Origin of the sequence: Celeribacter arenosi (genome assembly GCF_039539485.1) — a bacterium.
GTDB lineage: Bacteria > Pseudomonadota > Alphaproteobacteria > Rhodobacterales > Rhodobacteraceae > Celeribacter > Celeribacter arenosi.
On sequence record NZ_BAABDF010000007.1, the window covers coordinates 1,414,425 to 1,432,517 of the forward strand.

15 protein-coding genes are annotated in these 18,093 nt (G+C 57.7%); 6 read left to right on the forward strand and 9 right to left on the reverse strand.

The annotated features are described in order from the left end of the window. Positions 1 to 143 precede the first annotated feature (143 nt). On the reverse strand, positions 144 to 2,420 hold the full coding sequence (locus ABD815_RS14610; RefSeq protein ID WP_344848333.1) for an ATP-binding protein: 2,277 nt from the start codon (positions 2,418 to 2,420) through the stop codon (positions 144 to 146). A gap of 168 nt (positions 2,421 to 2,588) precedes the next feature. Next, entirely contained in the window at positions 2,589 to 3,764 is a 1,176-nt protein-coding gene (locus ABD815_RS14615) for an RsmB/NOP family class I SAM-dependent RNA methyltransferase (protein ID WP_344848336.1), read from the reverse strand. A 139-nt stretch (positions 3,765 to 3,903) separates the two neighbouring features. Here ABD815_RS14615 and ABD815_RS14620 point away from each other — a divergent pair, with 139 nt between their 5' ends. Further along, on the forward strand, positions 3,904 to 4,308 hold the full coding sequence (locus ABD815_RS14620) for a VOC family protein (protein ID WP_344848339.1): 405 nt from the start codon (positions 3,904 to 3,906) through the stop codon (positions 4,306 to 4,308). On the opposite strand, the gene guaB is transcribed toward ABD815_RS14620, so the two are convergent. The 7 genes from guaB to ABD815_RS14655 form a co-directional block, all read right to left on the reverse strand. Continuing rightward, positions 4,305 to 5,756 (reverse strand): IMP dehydrogenase, encoded by a 1,452-nt coding sequence (guaB, locus tag ABD815_RS14625; RefSeq protein ID WP_344848342.1) that lies wholly within the window; start codon positions 5,754 to 5,756, stop codon positions 4,305 to 4,307. The two genes, ABD815_RS14620 and guaB, sit on opposite strands and share 4 nt — an antisense overlap. Before the next feature lie 108 nt (positions 5,757 to 5,864). Continuing rightward, positions 5,865 to 6,866, reverse strand: coding sequence for a TDT family transporter (locus tag ABD815_RS14630; protein WP_344848344.1), 1,002 nt, complete (start codon positions 6,864 to 6,866; stop codon positions 5,865 to 5,867). A gap of 155 nt (positions 6,867 to 7,021) precedes the next feature. Beyond that, positions 7,022 to 8,119, reverse strand: a complete 1,098-nt coding sequence (locus ABD815_RS14635) for an ABC transporter ATP-binding protein (RefSeq protein ID WP_344848347.1) — start codon at positions 8,117 to 8,119, stop codon at positions 7,022 to 7,024. 11 nt (positions 8,120 to 8,130) lie between these two features. Next, entirely contained in the window at positions 8,131 to 9,798 is a 1,668-nt protein-coding gene (locus ABD815_RS14640) for an alpha-glucosidase (RefSeq protein WP_344848349.1), read from the reverse strand. Between the two features lie 17 nt (positions 9,799 to 9,815). Further along, complete coding sequence (locus tag ABD815_RS14645) at positions 9,816 to 10,970, reverse strand: carbohydrate ABC transporter permease (protein ID WP_344848352.1); 1,155 nt, start codon at positions 10,968 to 10,970, stop codon at positions 9,816 to 9,818. Positions 10,971 to 10,980: 10 nt separating this feature from the next. Beyond that, positions 10,981 to 11,982 carry a carbohydrate ABC transporter permease gene (locus tag ABD815_RS14650; protein ID WP_344848355.1) on the reverse strand — a complete coding sequence of 334 codons (1,002 nt, stop codon included), beginning with the start codon at positions 11,980 to 11,982 and terminating at the stop codon, positions 10,981 to 10,983. A gap of 180 nt (positions 11,983 to 12,162) precedes the next feature. After that, on the reverse strand, positions 12,163 to 13,428 hold the full coding sequence (locus tag ABD815_RS14655; protein ID WP_344848357.1) for an ABC transporter substrate-binding protein: 1,266 nt from the start codon (positions 13,426 to 13,428) through the stop codon (positions 12,163 to 12,165). Between the two features lie 338 nt (positions 13,429 to 13,766). Here ABD815_RS14655 and ABD815_RS14660 point away from each other — a divergent pair, with 338 nt between their 5' ends. The 5 genes from ABD815_RS14660 to ABD815_RS14680 all read left to right on the forward strand — a co-directional run bounded on the left by ABD815_RS14660 (position 13,767) and on the right by ABD815_RS14680 (position 18,091). Continuing rightward, a complete protein-coding gene (locus ABD815_RS14660; protein WP_344848361.1) occupies positions 13,767 to 14,798 on the forward strand; it encodes a LacI family DNA-binding transcriptional regulator in 1,032 nt (343 codons plus the stop codon). 165 nt (positions 14,799 to 14,963) lie between these two features. Then, entirely contained in the window at positions 14,964 to 16,298 is a 1,335-nt protein-coding gene (locus ABD815_RS14665; RefSeq protein ID WP_344848364.1) for a GH1 family beta-glucosidase, read from the forward strand. Positions 16,299 to 16,301: 3 nt separating this feature from the next. Then, complete coding sequence (locus ABD815_RS14670) at positions 16,302 to 17,276, forward strand: glucokinase (protein WP_344848367.1); 975 nt, start codon at positions 16,302 to 16,304, stop codon at positions 17,274 to 17,276. Positions 17,277 to 17,447: 171 nt separating this feature from the next. Then, positions 17,448 to 17,729, forward strand: coding sequence for a hypothetical protein (locus tag ABD815_RS14675; protein ID WP_344848370.1), 282 nt, complete (start codon positions 17,448 to 17,450; stop codon positions 17,727 to 17,729). Next, the gene (locus tag ABD815_RS14680) at positions 17,726 to 18,091 is read left to right on the forward strand and encodes a response regulator (RefSeq protein WP_344848372.1); all 366 of its coding nucleotides are present in this window, start codon (positions 17,726 to 17,728) and stop codon (positions 18,089 to 18,091) included. Before ABD815_RS14675 ends, ABD815_RS14680 begins: the two co-directional genes overlap by 4 nt. The last annotated feature ends 2 nt before the right edge of the window (positions 18,092 to 18,093 follow it).

An 18,093-nucleotide genomic window follows, 5' to 3' on the forward strand; every position in this document is an offset into this window, starting at 1 on the left:
CGCCTCTTGTTCTCATTAACCTTTATGAGCACAAAAGAGGAACATTTCAACAAGTTTCTCTACAATGAATACTGGGCTTGGTTTGGTTAACGATGCGTTATCAACATGGTTGAAACTGCCCCACTGGCGATACCGCCGATGAGTTACCCGAATTGCGCCTGAACGGTTGCTGTCAATTCAGACAAGGAAAACGGTTTAGGCAGGAAGACAGAGTTCGGGATGCGGGCCTGTTTCTCGCCAAAATGGTCCTCTGCGTAGCCTGAAACGAACACGACCTTCACATCGGGGCGGGATTCGCGCGCTTTGCTGACCCAGGTCGGGCCATCCATGCCGGGCATGATCACGTCAGACACAATAATATCCACATGAAGATTGGGATCATCCAGAGTCTCCAACGCATGTTCGGCGCAATCGGCCTCCAAAACAGTGTACCCGCGCAATTTGAGAGCGCGCGATGCAAAGGCGCGCACGGGGGCTTCGTCTTCAACCAAAAGAATGACGCCCGTTCCAGCATCACTCTGTACAACCGCAGAGACGCTTGCCACCTCCGCTTCGACCGCAGCTTCGGCCGTCGCCGTGTGAGCGGGAAGATAAATGGTAAACGCCGTGCCCGCCCCGACCACTGAATCCACGAAAATAAACCCGCCGGTCTGTTTGATGATCCCGTAGGCGGTGGACAGGCCAAGCCCGGTCCCCTCACCCGTGCGTTTGGTCGTATAGAACGGCTCGAACACTTTCTGCAGCTTGTCGCTCGATATACCGATGCCCTGATCGGACACCCGCACGGTCACATATTCACCTTCCGGCACTGTGGCGCGGTCGCGGGTCAAGGTGGACGTCAACACCTCGTTGCGCGTCTCGACCTTGATCGCGCCGCCCGCCGGCATTGCATCACGCGCATTGACGACAAGGTTCATGATAACCTGTTCGAGTTGGCGCTTATCGACCCGAATGGGCAACAATCCCGCCTCATGATCGAGCGATAAGGTCACTTTTTCGCCGACAAGCCGGTTCAACAAATGCGTCAGATCGGACAGCGTGTCGCGAAGGTCGATCACCTCGGGCTTGAGAGTTTGCTTGCGCGAAAACGCGAGGAGTTGCCCAACCAAAGACGCGGCGCGATTGGCATTCTGGTGAATCTGGACAAGGTCGGAATACTCCGGATCATTCTTGTCATGGCGCAGCAACAACAGGTCACAATGCCCTGAAATTGCTGTCAAAAGATTGTTGAAGTCATGCGCAACGCCGCCCGCAAGTTGGCCGATTGCCTGCATCTTTTGGCTTTGAACGAACTGCGCCTCGAGCGATTTCAGCTCGGTTGCATCCGTGAGGACCGCGACGAGATCTTCGCCCTCGATCCGGTTGAGCGTGATCTGGAGAAAGGTGTCGGATTTGGGAAGCGATGCGCGCACGAACTCCGGTTTTCGCTGGCGGCCGAGGGCGATGTCGCGCACCCAGTCCTGAACCGGTCTTCCCAATCCTTCAACCAGATCGCCGAGCGTCATTCCTTTGTGGGTATCAATGCCCAAAATGTCACGTGCGGGTCGGTTTGATTGGCGGATTTCTCCACTAGACGACACGCGCAGCAGGGCAACAGGAAGCGCATCAAATGCATCCCACTCACCCGAGTATCGGGCCGCAACAGACGAAAAGAAGACCTCTTTACACCCGTTTTGACAATCAAACACAGCCACACGGGCGAGCACTGGCCCGTCCCCACCGGTGAGTGAATGAACCTCGCCATTGCGCAGCGGTAAATCACGCACGATCCGGTCCAGCGATGTCTCGCGACGCCCGATCAGTTTGCGCAGGGCATCATTGGTGGAAACCACACTGCCCGAAGGCCCCAGCACGAGCATCGGTAGCGCGATCTCTCCGGCCTGACCGACGATGGCACTGTCACTGATTTCGTCAATGCGCCACAAAAACGCGGCCTCTCCCAGCCGATGGACGGAAACACGGGCATGGCCACGGTTCATCGTAATGTCTTCGCGCGCGAACCCCCGCGCCTGAGCGCGCGATTGCATCTGCGCGAGCGTAACCGACGGCGCCGCCATAATTTCTTCCAGCCCGCGCAAAAGAGGTTTCCCGCCTCTCCCGCCAAATCGCGACACCGCTGCGTCGTTTTCATATCCCACGATGCCGTCGAGATCGGTGGTGAACGCGGGCGTTTCGTCACTGGCGACAAAGCCCGCAACCGTACGACGCAGCCGCGCCTGCGCGCGCGCGTGGCGATAGGCAAAAATGCGCAACAGCACCGCACACCACAGGAACACCATTCCCGTCACGAAAACGCCGACCGAGGCGATACTCTGTGGCAAAAACAGTGCCGCAATTGACAGGGCAATACCGCCCAGAGCAATCATCGACACATGCGGCCTGAGGCGCACTGCCTGACGTTCCAAGGGTCCGACTGTCATTCCAACGTCCGTCACATATCCCCCATTTCGCGCGCATTTCGACGCTCAAAGAAATTGGTTCGCCCGGCCGGTGGTGAAACACGCGGGCCGGAACTGTCCTAGGTAGAGTATATATGTGAATGTTATCGGTAAAGTTGTATTATTAATGCGCGCGCTCCAGGACTGACATCAGTCCCGGCTGAACAAAGCGATGTAAAACCCGTCGCCGCCTTCAAGTGGGGAGACCAAGCGGTCGCGGATCAACTTGAACTCCCTGTGGCGGGCCAAAAACGCCGCGGTTTGACCCGCGTTTTCCGCCTCAAGCACTGAACAGGTTGCGTAGGCGAGATGCCCACCTGCCCCGACCTTCTCGCAGGCCTCGTCCAGAATGCTGGACTGCAACTCGACCAACGCATCCAAACGCTCTTGCGTGAGCAACCATTTGGCCTGTGGCGCGCGCGCCCATGACCCTGCCCCTGAACAGGGCGCATCGCACAACACGAAGTCATAGGAAGGTTGCAGGTCTTCGCTCCGCGCAATCGTGACGTTCAAACCGGCCCGCGAGGCGCGCGGTGCGATATCTTGCATACGCGCTGGGTCGATGTCATGCGCCGTCAGCTCAACATCCGCGGTCGCCCCCATCGCCAGCGCTTTACCACCGCCACCGGCACAAAAGTCCAGGACGCTATCACCGGCTTCGAGGGGCAGCATGTCGATAATCGCCTGACTGGCGGCATCCTGAAGTTCGACCAAGCCTGTCAGATAGGCCTGAGAGCGCGCAACAGCCCGCGCACCCTGCGTCACCTCTAGCGCGCTTTCCGAAAGTGGATGCGGGCGCGCCTCGATCCGGTCTGCTTGAAGGCTCTCGATGGCATGCCCGAGTGTTGCCTTGCGTCTATTGACCCGCAAAAACACCGGCGCCCGATGGCGGAATTTGTCCAGAACAGCATCCGCCGATCCGCCCAATGCGTCCTCGAACAGGGGCAACAGCCAATCAGGGCAGTCGATCCGCACAGCGCGGGGTGCGTCTTCGATTTTGGTGTCCGTTACTTCATTCGCCGCCAGAGGTGCAGGCGCATACCCAGCGCCCGTAAACCTCTCTTGTGGATCGATTCCCGCAGCCCGCAGGGCACCAATAATCAATTGCCGTCCCGTTGCCGTCCCTTCGCCCGCACCACCAAGCCATCCGTAGGACCGCAGGCACCTGAGCGCGTCGAAAACGTGATCGCGAATTGCCGCGCGGTCCTTTGAACCCGCGTACCGATTGGCCCGCGCCCACCCTGTCAAAAGGCGCTCGGCGTTTTCACCCGTGCGGATTCCGTCGAGGATTTCGATAGCCGAAGACAAGCGGGCATCGGGTGTCATAGTGGCGGCGTCCTTGTGAAAAGAAGTGTGTTCAAACCCTGACCGATCCGGTTTCACCACGCAAGCACGGCGCGTTGCCAACCGCTTGCGCCGCCCTACCAACTCGGTCACGATTGCGCAATTCACAGATGAGGACGACATGGACCAAAGACTGACCCTGACCGCATTGGTGGTACGCGACTACGACGAGGCCATCGCGTTTTATGTCGGGATTCTCGGTTTTGAATTGGTCGATGATACCGCCCAACCCGAGCAGGACAAACGGTGGGTCGTTGTTCGCCCCAAAGGCCACGGCACCGGTGGTTTGCTCCTCGCGCGGGCCAGCACTGACGACCAAAAGGGTTTCGTTGGCAATCAGGCCGGCGGGCGGGTTTTTCTATTCTTGCAAACCGACGACTTCTGGCGCGACTACAACGCCTACAAAGACAAAGGCGTGACCTTTGTGCGCGAACCGACTGAGGCCCCCTACGGAACCGTAGCGGTCTTTGAAGACCTCTACGGCACCCGATGGGACCTGATCGAATTCAAAGACGGCCCGACCTAGCCGACGCGGTAGTTCGGGCTCTCGCGCGTGATCTGCACATCGTGCACATGGGATTCTTTGAGACCCGCATTGGTGATTTTCACGAACGAACAGCTCGACCGCATTTTGGCGACTGTAGAGTTGCCCGTGTATCCCATGGCCGCGCGCAAACCGCCGACCAATTGGTGGATGACGTTACCCGCCGACCCCTTATAGGCCACCTGCCCCTCGATGCCTTCGGGCACGAGTTTGTCGGAGGCTGCGTCTTTCTGGAAATACCGGTCCGCAGACCCGCGCGCCATGGCACCGAGGCTACCCATGCCACGATAGGCTTTGTAGGACCGGCCCTGATAGAGGATCACCTCGCCCGGGCTTTCATCGGTGCCCGCAATCATTGATCCGACCATGGCGACAGATGCACCTGCCGCAATCGCCTTGGCGAAATCGCCGGAAAACTTGATCCCGCCATCTGCAATAACCGGCACATCACCGGCAGCAGTTGCACAGTCCGAAATTGCGGTCAGCTGGGGCACGCCAACACCCGCGACCATGCGCGTGGTGCAAATCGACCCCGGGCCAATGCCGACCTTGACCGCATCCGCACCGGCTCCGATGAGCGCCTTGGTTGCTTCACCGGTGGCAACGTTGCCCGCAATGATCTGAACCTTGTCACCGAATGCCTTCTTGGCCCGCTCAACGGCTTCACCAACGCCCTTTGAATGGCCGTGCGCCGTGTCGATCACGATGAGGTCACACCCCGCATCGACGAGCGCTTCTGAGCGCTCGAACCCTGCATCGCCCACGGTTGTCGCCGCCGCGACACGCAGACGCCCCAACTCATCCTTGCACGCAGAGGGGTTGAGAACCGCCTGCTCCATATCCTTGAGCGTCAAAAGCCCTGTCAGATGGCCTTTGGCGTCCGTGACCAGCAGTTTCTCGATCCGGCGCGCTTTCATGAGCGAGATCGCCTCGCCACGGTCGGCAGGCTCCTGCAGAATTGCCAGATCGTTTGTCGTCATGACTTGGGAGACCGGTTGCTTGTCCGAAGACGCAAACCGCATATCGCGGTTGGTCACGATCCCGACGAGATGGCGGTTTTCATCCACGACAGGGAAGCCGGTGAAATTGTAGCGCTCGGCCAATTCCTTTGCGTCCGCAATCGTTTGATCGGCTGTCAGAGTGATCGGGTTGTAAACGATACCGCTTTCGAACCGCTTCACCCGCCGCACTTCGCGGGTTTGTTCTTCGACGCTGAGATTGCGGTGAATGACGCCCACACCACCCATTTGCGCCATGGCTATCGCCATCCGCGCCTCGGTCACCGTGTCCATGGCCGAGGACATAAGCGGGATGTTGAGCTTAATGGATTTGGTGACCCAAGTGGTCGTATCCGCAGTGGACGGCATCACATCGGATGCCGCGGGAACAAGCAATACGTCGTCGAAGGTCAATGCCTCGCGAATCTCCATCGGGGGTCTCCTTGGATGATACGGTTTGGCACGTCCCTATTTCACGAAACCCTGCAGTTGGAAAGACCATTTGTGGTGCACAGGGCGTGTGCCCCCTAGGTTTAGCGATCAAACGGTCGATGCATTGGTGGATTTCGCCAATTTTCCATTCGCCCATAGCTTCATCACGCGAAACGCAATGACACAGACCGCAAGTGTCGCGAGCGCCAATTCAATCCCACCGAGCACGGCAAACGGTGTGACTTTGTAAAACGCCGCTGCAAACATCAGGTTCGCGAAAGCCGCCATCGGGAAGGTGAACGCCCCCCACAATGCCGAGAAATCGCCAGCAGTGAGATACCGGACCGCCATCAACATGACCGCCATGACGATGATGCCCAATCCTCCAAACGCAATTGACAATGCCCCATAGCCCAAGAGTGCGGACACAATCCCGAAGAGGCATACAGGGGCGAGATGAATGGCAAGGAGCGGTCGCAACGGCACGGGAACATCGGCGCGCGAAAACTGAAAGGCCGATATGATCCATACCGCGACCGCAACTGGCAGCGTGGTGACGAAAATCACCTGTGAAAGCTCCACCCACCCCAACGGCACCGCCGCAAGTGGCGCGATAATAAATCCGACGAAGGACAGGTGCCACGCAGGGGTCACACGCCGCTGCTCGACCGGACCGATCAGGAGAGCACGGATGATGAGCAACGCAATCAAAGCATGCGCACACAGTGCCAGCACGAGCACGGATTGCGCAGCCATTGTCGCATATGGAACCAGAACCGCGGCAAAGAGCATCCCTGCAGCGCTTGCAGCGGGTAGACCCGCACGCCCGGGCAGTATGCGCAGGTCCTCTGGCAAAGTTGCCAGGCGGCGAACAACCTTTGCCAGATAGGCGAAGACCGCAAACAAATAGAGAAGCGAAACGGCCCCGAGGAACATGTCACCAATGAATGCAGGCGCGCCCAAAACAACGGTCGCCTGACGCCAGGCAAGTCCGATGCCGAACAGGCCGAGAAGAGGTGGGAAAATCGCCGGCGGCGTGGCACGCCACAGGCCGCGTGGTGGCGCGGAGAATGGTTTGGGCGGAATGGGTTGGCGCGGCGGATTTGACATGAAACACCTGGCTTTCGGCTTGTCACAAAGTCCTATCAGCCGTCACTGCGCCACGAAACCCTGGTCACGCGCGCTGCGTTGTCGCGGCTGCAAGAGCGGTGTGCAGCGCCGGCCTTCAAATCGGCACTGCACAGTCAACGCTGATCGCGCTGCCCCTAATCTTTGGGGCGCATCGACAGCCCTTCATAGAAGAGGTGCACCTTTGTGGGGTCCGCGGACAAACGGATTGTCGTGCCACGGATGCCTGAATGGATCCCGTGCAGCTTGGCCGTAATCGGGTCTTGCCCGCGCTCGGGCATGAAGTAGAGCAACGTGACTTCACCAAGCGCTTCAATGATGTTGACGGTGCCGTCAATGATCGCAGGCTCGCCCGCCGCAGCAATTGTCAGGTCTTCGGGGCGAACGCCAACATTCACCTGTTTCCCCATATCGGCATCTGTGGTGGGGATCGCACTGATTGCTTCGCCCTCACCGTCCAGCTTCACACGTGTCTGTGCGCCGGTGGCGATGATTTCGCCGGGGATCAGGTTCATCGATGGTGAGCCGATGAACTGCGCCACGAATTCATTGTCAGGCTTTTCATACAGGTCGAGCGGGCTGCCCACCTGAGCGATGCCTTTGTTGGCAAGAACGACGATGCGATCAGCCAGTGTCATGGCTTCAACCTGATCGTGGGTCACATAGATCATCGTGCTTTCGGGCATCGACTCTTTGAGCTGGGCAATTTCCAGACGGGTCGCCACGCGAAGCGCCGCATCGAGGTTGGAAAGTGGTTCGTCAAACAGATAGACCTTCGGGTCGCGCACAATGGCCCGCCCGATTGCAACCCGTTGACGTTGACCACCCGACAATGCCTTTGGCAGGCGATCGAGATAGTCCTCGAGCTGCAGGATTTTCGCCGCCTTATTGACGGCCGTGTCGATTTCGCTCTTCGATTTCTTGGCGATTTTGAGCGAGAAGGCCATGTTATCGCGCACGGTCATATGCGGGTAAAGCGCATAGGATTGAAAAACCATCGCGATGCCGCGCTGAGCGGGCGGCACGTCGTTGACCACCTGCCCGTCGATCTCCAGCTTGCCCTCCGAAATCTTCTCCAAGCCCGCGATCATGCGCAGCAACGTCGACTTGCCACAGCCCGAGGGCCCCACGAACACGATCAACTCGCCTTGCTTGATGTCGAGATTGATATGCTTGAGCACTTCAACCTTGCCGCCGTAGACCTTTGCGATGTCGGTGAGTTTAAGGTTCGCCATTCTATTTCTCCCTATTCACCCTGCTCGCGCAGCATGATGCAGGGCTGCCATGGCCCCAGGTGCAATTTGCCGTCCTCCATTGGAGAGGCGGAATTCAATTCTGTGCCAATCGCCATCCAGTTTCCCGCAGGCACGTCGAGCGTTGCCGGGCTGTCTGACAGGTTGAATGCGCAAAAAATCTCTTCGGTCTCGCTGCGACGAGTAAACACGAGACACCCCGACTCCACAGTCGGTTCGGACATCTCCCCCACGCGCAGCGCGGAATGCGCCCGACGGAATGCAATCGCGCGTCGGTAATGGTGGATCAAGGCGCCGGGATCCTGTTCCGCCTCGCTCACAGCGAGGGGAATATGATCGTAGCTTACCGGAAGCCACGTGCGACCCGCGTCAGAAAACCCGCCATTCTGGTTCGACTTTTCCCAAACCATCGGCGTGCGGCACCCGTCCCGCCCTTTGAAATCCGGCCAGAACTCGATCCCGTACGGATCCTGAAGGTCCTCAAAAGAAACCTCCGCTTCGGGCAGGCCGAGCTCTTCGCCCTGATAGATACAGGCCGAACCACGCAGGCACATCATAAGCGTCGTGAACGCGCGCGCGCCGGCTGAATTTAGGTGCCAACGCGACACGTGCCGCTCGACGTCATGGTTGGAATAGGCCCAACAGGCCCATCCATCCGCGGCGAGTTTCGCGACATTGTCCATCACATCTTTGACGTAGGCTGCCGAAGGCGTGTCGCCGGACAAGAGTTCAAATGCGTAACACATATGCATGAGATCATCGCCGGCAGTATACTGCCCCATGATTTCGAGGCCGCGCTGTGCATCACCGACTTCGCCAACCGCCGCCGCATTATAGGGCTCCATCAACGCGCGAAGTTTGCGCAAAAACGCGAAGTTTTCGGGACGGTTTTTATCGTAGAGATGTTCTTGCCAGTTGTACGGATTGACCGCTGGCGCGATGGAGGCGTTGCGTTTCTCGGGGGGCAGCGCGGGGTTGTCGCGCAGCTCCTGATCACAAAAGTAGAAGTTGATCGTGTCGAGACGGAAACCGTCCACGCCCCGCTCAAGCCAGAATTGGGCGACGTCCAGCAGTGCATTTTGCACCTCGGGTTCGTGGAAGTTCAAATCCGGCTGCGAGGTCAGGAAGTTGTGCATGTAATACTGCATGCGTCCGCCGTCCCATTGCCACGCGGGGCCACCGAAAATCGACAGCCAGTTGTTGGGCGGGTTTCCGTCAGGCTTTGCATCCGCCCAGACATACCAGTTGGATTTATCGCCGTCCTTTGAGGCACGGCTTTCCTTGAACCAAGGATGCTGGTCGGAGGTATGGCTGAGAACAAGATCAATCATGATCTTCACGCCGAGGCTATGGGCGGTCTCGATCACCGCGTCAAAGTCGGCGAGCGAGCCGAACATCGGATCCACATCGCAGTAATCCGACACGTCATACCCGAAGTCCTTCATCGGAGATGTGAAGAACGGAGAAATCCAGATCGCATCGACACCAAGCGACGCGATATAGGGAAGACGCTTCACAATACCGAGCAGGTCACCCACTCCATCGCCATTGCTGTCCTGATAGGAGCGTGGGTAGATCTGGTAGATGACCGCACCACGCCACCAATCGGGGTCGCGGGAGTATTTCGAGGCCATGTTTTCGGTTCCTGAAATGACGTTCATGTCAGTTGGGTATCTTTCTACTTAACGGACCCGGCCAAAAGACCGCGCACGAGGTATTTCTGCATTGCGAAGAAGACAACGAGCGGCACCGCGATGGACACAAAGGCCGCCGTTGCGAGGATTTCCCAATTGCCGCCTCGCGTACCGAGGAGCTCAACAATCTGACGCGTCATGACGGTGGTCTCCCCCGTGCTGTCGATCAAAAAGACCATCGCCACGAGAAGGTCGTTCCACGTCCACAGGAATTGGAAAATCGCGAAGGATGCGAGCGCGGGGAAAGAGAGCGGCAGGATGATCTTGGTGAAAATCTGGAAATCCGTAGCCCCGTCAACGCGCGCGTTTTCAATGATGTCCTTGGGCAATCCCACCATGTAGTTGCGCAACAGATAAATCGCGAGCGGTAGACCAAATCCGGTATGCGCTAACCAGACCCCGAGATATCCTTTGCCTATCCCGATTTGCAGGTGCAGCTTCAACAACGGGATCAGCGCGAGTTGGAGCGGCACAACCAGCAACGCCACAATGAACGCGATCAATAGCGCGCGACCGGGGAAGTCCATCCAAGCCAGAGCATAGGCGGCGAATGCCGCGATCAGGATCGGGATCACCGTCGCAGGTATGGTTACGGTCATCGTATTGAAAAACGCTTTGCCCATCCCGCCGCGCGCATTGCTAGAAAACAACACGGTGCGGTAATTGTCCCAGGTGAATTCGGGTGGTGTTACGGCGGTAATGTAAATTCGCTCACCGCGTGCAGTTTCGAATGGCGCTTCGTTTTCAAACCGGTAGTCACCACTCTGCGCGACCATCAACCGGCCAACTTCTTCCAAATCGGCCGTTTCACCGGCAGCGTAGGCGGCAATATCACGCGATGAAACGCCCCAGCGCGAAATCTCGCCCTGCTCAAGCCCCTCTTGGGCAAACAGATTGCCCTCGATCACCCACAGATCACCGTCCTGCGTCTGGTCATCCGACGATGCGGTGCGCACCAGAATGCTCTGCTCTTGGGGAAACAACGCCTTCCACCACCCCGATGTCGAAATCTGGTCTGCCGTACGAAACGACGAAATCAGGAGGCCCACGGTGGGCATCATCCAAAGCACGACGAGTATCGCGACGGAGATGTGAACGGCCCATGTCAGGGTTGGTTTGCTGCCTGCGATATTATCCATGTCCCTGCCCCTACTTCATTTCTTTACGGGCATTGTAGACGTTCCACACGAGGATCGGCATGACGAGAAGCATGATCACCATCGCTGCGGCCGAGCCTACGCCCCAATCGCTGGCGCGGAAGAGTTTGTCATACATGTAGTTTGCCAGAACCTGCGTTTCCCACTGACCGTTCGTCATTGCGAAAACGATATCAAAGACCTTCAGGACCACGATCGTGATTGTCGTCCACACCACCACGATCGTGCCCATGATCTGTGGTACCTTGATGCGAAAGAAGACCTGAAACGGGTTGGCGCCATCCACAATGGCCGCCTCGATGGTCTCTTCCGGCACGCCACGTAGCGCCGCGGACAGAATAACCATCGCAAAACCGGTCTGGATCCAGACCAGAACGATCATGAGGAAGAAGTTGTTCCAGAACAGCTTGGTCAACCATTGCTGGGGTTCATCACCGCCCAGCATGAGATAGGCTGCGTTCAAAATGCCGATCTGATCAACGTCGATAGGGTTCGCGTGGTAAACCAGCCGCCAGATCACAGCCGCACCCACGAAGGAAATCGCCATCGGCATAAAGATCATCGATTTCGCGACACTACCCCATTTGATCCGGTCGGTAAGCTGCGCCACGAGAAGACCAAAAGCCGTGGATGCCGCCGGCACAACAATAAGCCAGAGCATGTTGTTGCGCATCGCTTCCCAGAACTTAGGCTCCTTTGCCATCTGTCTGTAGTTGTCCAGACCGACAAAGGCACCGCCCTGCGACCGGTCCGTCAAAGACAGGCGAAGCGTTTCAAAGACCGGATAGGCCAGATAGAGCGTCAGCGCGAAAAGGGCCGGAAACAGGAACAGCCAAGGCCGCACCATGTTGGCGCGGTTGATATTGCGCCCTGCGTTCGGACCCTTGGCCGGGAAAATGAATTTATCGAGGATGATGTTGGAGAAATAGAAATAGCCGATGCATGCACCGACTCCGACCGCGATCGTGACAAGTGCCAATACTGCTGGATGCATTATCCAATCCTTCCCTTCAATCGCGACCGGAACGCAGAAACCTGTCCCAACTCATCTATTTCGGAGTCGGTTGCGATGCGAAGGCCGCGCAGACGCGAACTTCGGATAGCAACCTGCATACAAACTAGGATGCGCAACCCGGGAACACTCCCCGGATTGCGCGATAATCTGGTCGACTGCTTACTTCAGGCTGTCCCAGCTGGCCTGGATCTCGGCCGCAACTTCTTCAGCTGGCGTGCCACCGGCGAAGTCAACCATACCGGTCCAGAAGGAACCAGCGCCCACACCACCGGGCATCAGGTCAGATGCGTCGAAGCGGAAAGTCGTGGCGGACAGAAGAATGTCGTTCATCGCTTTCAGGGTCGGGTCGGAGAACACAGATGTGTCTACGCCTTTGTGCGGTGTCAGGAAACCCTTCTGCGCCATCCATGCTTCGTGAGCGGCAGGTGTTTTCAGGAATTCAACGAACTCATGTGCAACGGGTGCATCGCTCGTGATTGCCCAAAGGGTACCAGCGCCCAGAACCGGGGAACCGAGATCTTTTTCGGCATAGGCAGGGAAGTAGAAGAAGTCAGCGTCTTCACCAACAACCGTACCTTCAGGGAAGAAGGCGGGGATGAAGGATGCCTGACGGTGCATGTAGCACTGCGAAGGCACGCTGAAGAGGCCTTTGGGGCTATCACGGAAGTCCGTGGAAGCAACCGCTGCCTGACCACCGGACACATAGTCGTCCTGAATGAACCAACCGAATTCGTTGATCGCGCCGACGACGGCAGGATCATTGAACGGGATTTCGTTGGAAACCCACTTGTCGTAGACATCTGGCGACTGCGTGCGCAGCATCAGGTCTTCAACCCAGTCGGTTGCAGGCCAACCGGTTGCACCACCGGATCCCAGACCCACACACCATGCAGTTTCGCCATCATCGGCGATTTGCTGTGTGAGCGCCTTGAGCTCTTCCATGGTTGTCGGCACTTCGTAGCCAGCATCCGCGAAGTTGTCAGGCACATACCAAACGAGGGATTTCAGGTCGACTTTGTAGAAGAAACCGTAGAGGTGGTCTTCGCCGTCGGCACCCGCATAGGTGCCCAGATCAACCCAGGACTGACCAGCAGCGTAGTTTTCAGCAACCCAGTCGCCGGTGCCATCAGCAAGCGGCGTCAGGAAACCGCGCGATGCGAGATCGGCGGCAAGGCCGGGCTGCGGGAATACGGCGATGTTTGGTGCGGAACCGGCTTCGGCATCGATCACGATCTGCGTTTCGAAGCTGTCGGAACCGACGTAGGACACGGTGTGGCCGGACTGCTCACGGAATACGTCCAGAACTTTCTGAACCTGCTCTTCGTCGGCACCGATCCACGGGCCAGCGATGGTGAGATTATCTGCCTGCACGCCGCCTGCCATGAGGGCAAGAGCGGCCGCGCCGGTTAGGAATGTATGTTTCATTGGTAGCCTCCCAGCTTGATGCTCTGCATAGGCAGAGCGTTCGTTTCGATCGAAAGCGTAGCACCACGGGATAAGGAATCAATCCAATCCTCGCGCTGCGTGACAAGTCGTCACTTCAAAGCGCTTTGATCGCTGTATTTCTTCTGCTAGTTCGACGTGCGTGTCAATGACATGACCCCAATCTTGGCGTCTGATTTCGTTGATTTTTTATCTAAAACGTTTACGCTGTTAAATCCCGGGCTTCCAAGCTTGATACGAGTTGATACGCTTTACCCTAGCTCGGGAAACGTTCTAGTCTTGTCCAACGACAAAATAGAACACATGCGGGAGGGGCGAGCATGAATCTGAAAGAGTTGTCGGAACTGTTGGGGCTTTCGCAGACCACCGTGTCACGCGCCCTCAACGGCTATCCAGAAGTCTCGGAAGCCACGCGCAAAAAAGTAATGCTCGCAGCAAAGGACCACAACTACACCCCGAACACGCGCGCGCGAAGCCTCGCGACGGGGCGAAGCCACGCAGTCGGCCATGTAATCCCCCTGTCACTGGAACATGAGGTTGTGAACCCCGTTTTCACAGACTTCCTTGCCGGCGCATCCGAAATCTACTCCCGCGAAAACTATGACATGTTGATCTCGGTCGTTCCCGTAGATCAGGAAGCAGAAACCTACCGCAAAATCGCGAGCAAAGGTTCCGTCGATGGAGTCATTGTTCATGGACCTGCCATCAATGACCCGCGGATCGAATTGCTGCGCAGAATCAACATGCCCTTCGTGGTCCATGGCCGCTCCGGTGGCGATGACGAAGACTCGTACTCTTGGGTCGACATGAACAACACCCGCGCCTTCGAACGCGCTACACGGTTCCTACTCGATCTCGGTCACCGGCGTATCGGATTGATCAACGGGTTGGAGCACATGGATTTTGCCGCCAAACGTAGGGCGGGTTACAAACGCGCCCTCGCCGCCTACGGCATCGAAGAAGACCCCGCCTTGTGCCGTGCGGAGGAAATGACAGAGAGCTACGGCTATGCCGCCACGAACGCCCTCCTCGACGGGCCCGAACCGCCGACAGCACTTTTGACATCTTCGATCATTCCGGCTTTCGGGGCCCGACGCGCGCTCGACGAACGCGCGCTCGTTTTGGGGAAAGATGTGTCACTCATTATTCACGACGACGACCTCTCCTACCTCAGAAATGGCGGGAAAGAGCCCATTTACACAGCGACGCGATCCTCTGTGCGCCAGGCGGGCCGCATGTGCGCCGAACTCTTGATGCAAAAGATCGCGGACCCGTCTACGCCGGTGCGCCACGAACTCCTGGACGCGGATTTGATCATCGGCGAAACGACTGGACCCGCCCCACAGTCCTAGCCGACAATCGTGGAATAGCCTGCCCGCAGGTTTAGGTATCAAAGCGCTTTGGCCTTGCTATCAAGCCCGTATATTAGGTAGAGACGACAAAAGCCGGTCCATTGCCGGATAGAGAATAAATTCGCGTTCCCGCCGAACGTCGCGCCCTTATAAAGGACAGAGCCTATGACCTTGACCCGCAACGATTTTCCCGAAGGTTTTCTGTTTGGCGCAGCAACCGCAGCCTATCAGGTCGAAGGACACGGGTTTGGCGGCGCGGGTCCAACACATTGGGATACCTTCGCCGCAACTCCGGGAAATGTGGTGCGCAGCGAAGACGGTTCGCGGGCCTGCGACCAGTATCATCGCTATGGCGAAGACTTCGACCTTTTGATGGAGGGCAACTTTGATGCCTACCGTTTTTCGACCAGCTGGGCCCGGGTTCTTCCCGAAGGTCGCGGTCAGGTAAACGAAGCCGGCCTCGACTACTATGACCGTCTGACCGACGCTCTTCTGGAGCGCGGCCTCAAGCCCTGCCAAACGCTCTACCACTGGGAAATGCCCGCCGCTTTGGCGGATCTCGGCGGCTGGACGCACCCGGATGTCCACAACTGGTTTGGAGACTACGTCGAGGTCATCGACGGGCGCATCGGCGATCGCATGGAATCGATCGCGACCATCAATGAACCTTGGTGCGTCGCCTTTCTGTCGCACTTCTACGGCGCCCACGCGCCCGGAATGCGCGACATACGTGCCACCGCCCGCGCCATGCACCATGTTCTCAAAGCCCACGGCGAGGCGATGAACCGCCTGCGCGCCAAAGGCCGCGACAACCTCGGGATCGTGTTGAATTTCGACTATTGCGAAGCCGCGACTGAAGACCCGAAAGATCAAAAGGCGGCCGCAACCGCCGATGCGATTTTCAATCGCTGGTTCATCGAGGCGATCACCAAAGGCACCTACCCTTCCGAGGCCATGGAAGGCTTTGAGGCGCATATGCCCAAAGGGTGGCAGGCCGATATGAAGAGCCATATCAACCAACCGCTCGACTGGCTCGGCGTCAATTACTACACGCGCCACATTCATGCCCATGACCCCGCGGCCACCGCATGGCCCCCGAACCGCGATGTTCCCGGACACCGCGCGACCACGCAGATGGGTTGGGAAGTCTATCCCGAGGGCCTGCACCACTTCATCACCCGCATGTCAGATAAATACGTCGGTGACCTGCCGATTTATGTGACCGAAAACGGTATGGCTTGGGAGGATCACATCCTCAACGGGGCGGTCAATGACCCTGAAAGATGCGATTTCATCAAATCCCACCTCGCGGCCATGAAAAAGTCGATCGACGACGGGGCGAACCTGAAGGGTTTCTTCTACTGGTCGCTATTGGACAACTATGAATGGGCGGAAGGGTATGAGAAACGCTTTGGCATCGTGCATGTGGACTTCGACACCTTGAAGCGCACCCCCAAAGCCTCTTACCACATGCTCAAAGAATTCCTGAGTCGGGACTGATCCATGAGCAAGCATCCTGCCAACACCCTCTCCCTTGTCGCCGATATCGGAGGGACCAACACGCGCGTCGCTCTGGCAGACGGCACAGTTTTGCTGCCCGAAACGGTCCGCAAATATGCGAACCGCCATTTTCCCGGCCTCGAGAGTGTGCTGCGCAAATACATTTCCGAAGAAGGCGATGTAGATTGCAAAGGTGCCTGTGTCGCGGTCGCCGGACCCGTGCGTGATGGCGTCGGCACGATGACAAACCTCGACTGGACCATCGACTCCGATACCCTTCGTCGAGCCGCCCACGCAGAACATGTGGCAATCCTCAATGACTTGCAGGCACAGGGCTATGCAATTGGCCATGTGAATGATGACAAAATCCGGCGGGTCATCGAAGGCCCCGAAGCGGCATCAAATGCCGTCCGCCTCGTTGTGGGCGTCGGCACTGGTTTTAACGCGGCTCCGGTGTTCGACACTGGCAAAGGGTCCTTTGTGCCCCCATCCGAAGCCGGACATGCCAACCTGCCTATCCGCAACGAGCGCGAATTGCGCCTCTGCCAGTTCGTTGAAACCGCCCACGGCTTCCCTGCAGTCGAAGATGTTCTGTCCGGACGGGGACTTGAGCGCGTCTATCTCTTCCTCGGAAACGAAGTTGGCGACACTCGCGAAAAGTCCGCCGCCGAGATTATGGAGGCGGTCAGCGCAGGCAACGACCCCCGCGCCGACGAAGCCGCGCATTTGTTCATCAAGGTTCTGGGCACAGTCGCGGGCAACCTGTCGCTGATCCAGTTGCCCTTCGGTGGCGTGTACCTCATCGGTGGCGTTGCGCGCGCTATGACACCCTATTTCGACCGTTTCGGTTTCAAAGAAGCGTTCCGCGACAAAGGTCGCTTTGCCGGTTTTATGAAGAACTTTTCGGTATCGGTCATCGAAGACGATTACGCCGCGCTAACGGGCTGTGCGTCGCACCTCCATCACCTGTTTCCCTAAAACCATCTGACAAACGGGTCTTTAAGTCGGGGCATATTTTGGCACGGACCCAAGCCATTTTGGTCCCCGTAACCTCGTCTTAACGCACTCCCCCTTACACAGGTTTTCGTGACCGGAGATGTAAGGGATTGTTCGGATGTATATGACCCTCGGTAAATGGGGCGCGCGCGGATGACAGTCCATGTGCAACTCCCCGACCGCCTCGACTACCAATCTGTAGTTCCGCTGCTCGCCGATATCGGGGCCGTCGACGATGACGACCTCGTTCTTGATGCGGCTCAGGTCCGTCATATGGGCACCCTGCCCCTTCAGGCTATTTTGTCGACTGTTAAAACTCGTGCAGGTTCCGGCAAGAAAACGCGTTTGGCCAACGCTTCCGATAGCTGTGTCGATATGCTCAGCCTTTTCGGCTTTTCACCCGAAACCCTGACCCAACCGGAGACATGGACATGAGCCTCGAAGTCCTCGCGGTCGACGACAGCCGCACGATGCGTGATATGCTGAACCTCGCCCTTTCCTCTGCCGGCTTCACTGCGCACCTCGCAGAGGACGGCGAACACGGTCTTGAAGTGCTCAAAACCATCGAGCCGGACGTGATCATTACCGACATCAACATGCCCCGCCTCGACGGCTTCGGCTTTATCAACGCGATCCGCTCCGAGGAAAAATGGAGCCGCGTGCCAATTCTCGTTCTCACCACCGAAAGTGCAGACGAATTGAAAGCGAAAGCTCGCGCTGCGGGAGCAACCGGTTGGATCGTCAAACCATTCGATCCGGCCAAACTCGTCAAAGCTCTCCAAATGGTCGCAGGATAGGG

What these genes read in the sequence shown, in the direction of transcription:
- ABD815_RS14610 (WP_344848333.1), bottom strand. Translation starts at nt 2,420, where the DNA reads ATGACAGTCGGACCCTTGGAACGTCAGGCAGTGCGCCTCAGGCCGCAT.
- ABD815_RS14615 (WP_344848336.1), bottom strand. Translation starts at nt 3,764, where the DNA reads ATGACACCCGATGCCCGCTTGTCTTCGGCTATCGAAATCCTCGACGGA.
- ABD815_RS14620 (WP_344848339.1), top strand. Translation starts at nt 3,904, where the DNA reads ATGGACCAAAGACTGACCCTGACCGCATTGGTGGTACGCGACTACGAC.
- guaB (WP_344848342.1), bottom strand. Translation starts at nt 5,756, where the DNA reads ATGGAGATTCGCGAGGCATTGACCTTCGACGACGTATTGCTTGTTCCC.
- ABD815_RS14630 (WP_344848344.1), bottom strand. Translation starts at nt 6,866, where the DNA reads ATGTCAAATCCGCCGCGCCAACCCATTCCGCCCAAACCATTCTCCGCG.
- ABD815_RS14635 (WP_344848347.1), bottom strand. Translation starts at nt 8,119, where the DNA reads ATGGCGAACCTTAAACTCACCGACATCGCAAAGGTCTACGGCGGCAAG.
- ABD815_RS14640 (WP_344848349.1), bottom strand. Translation starts at nt 9,798, where the DNA reads ATGAACGTCATTTCAGGAACCGAAAACATGGCCTCGAAATACTCCCGC.
- ABD815_RS14645 (WP_344848352.1), bottom strand. Translation starts at nt 10,970, where the DNA reads ATGGATAATATCGCAGGCAGCAAACCAACCCTGACATGGGCCGTTCAC.
- ABD815_RS14650 (WP_344848355.1), bottom strand. Translation starts at nt 11,982, where the DNA reads ATGCATCCAGCAGTATTGGCACTTGTCACGATCGCGGTCGGAGTCGGT.
- ABD815_RS14655 (WP_344848357.1), bottom strand. Translation starts at nt 13,428, where the DNA reads ATGAAACATACATTCCTAACCGGCGCGGCCGCTCTTGCCCTCATGGCA.
- ABD815_RS14660 (WP_344848361.1), top strand. Translation starts at nt 13,767, where the DNA reads ATGAATCTGAAAGAGTTGTCGGAACTGTTGGGGCTTTCGCAGACCACC.
- ABD815_RS14665 (WP_344848364.1), top strand. Translation starts at nt 14,964, where the DNA reads ATGACCTTGACCCGCAACGATTTTCCCGAAGGTTTTCTGTTTGGCGCA.
- ABD815_RS14670 (WP_344848367.1), top strand. Translation starts at nt 16,302, where the DNA reads ATGAGCAAGCATCCTGCCAACACCCTCTCCCTTGTCGCCGATATCGGA.
- ABD815_RS14675 (WP_344848370.1), top strand. Translation starts at nt 17,448, where the DNA reads ATGACAGTCCATGTGCAACTCCCCGACCGCCTCGACTACCAATCTGTA.
- ABD815_RS14680 (WP_344848372.1), top strand. Translation starts at nt 17,726, where the DNA reads ATGAGCCTCGAAGTCCTCGCGGTCGACGACAGCCGCACGATGCGTGAT.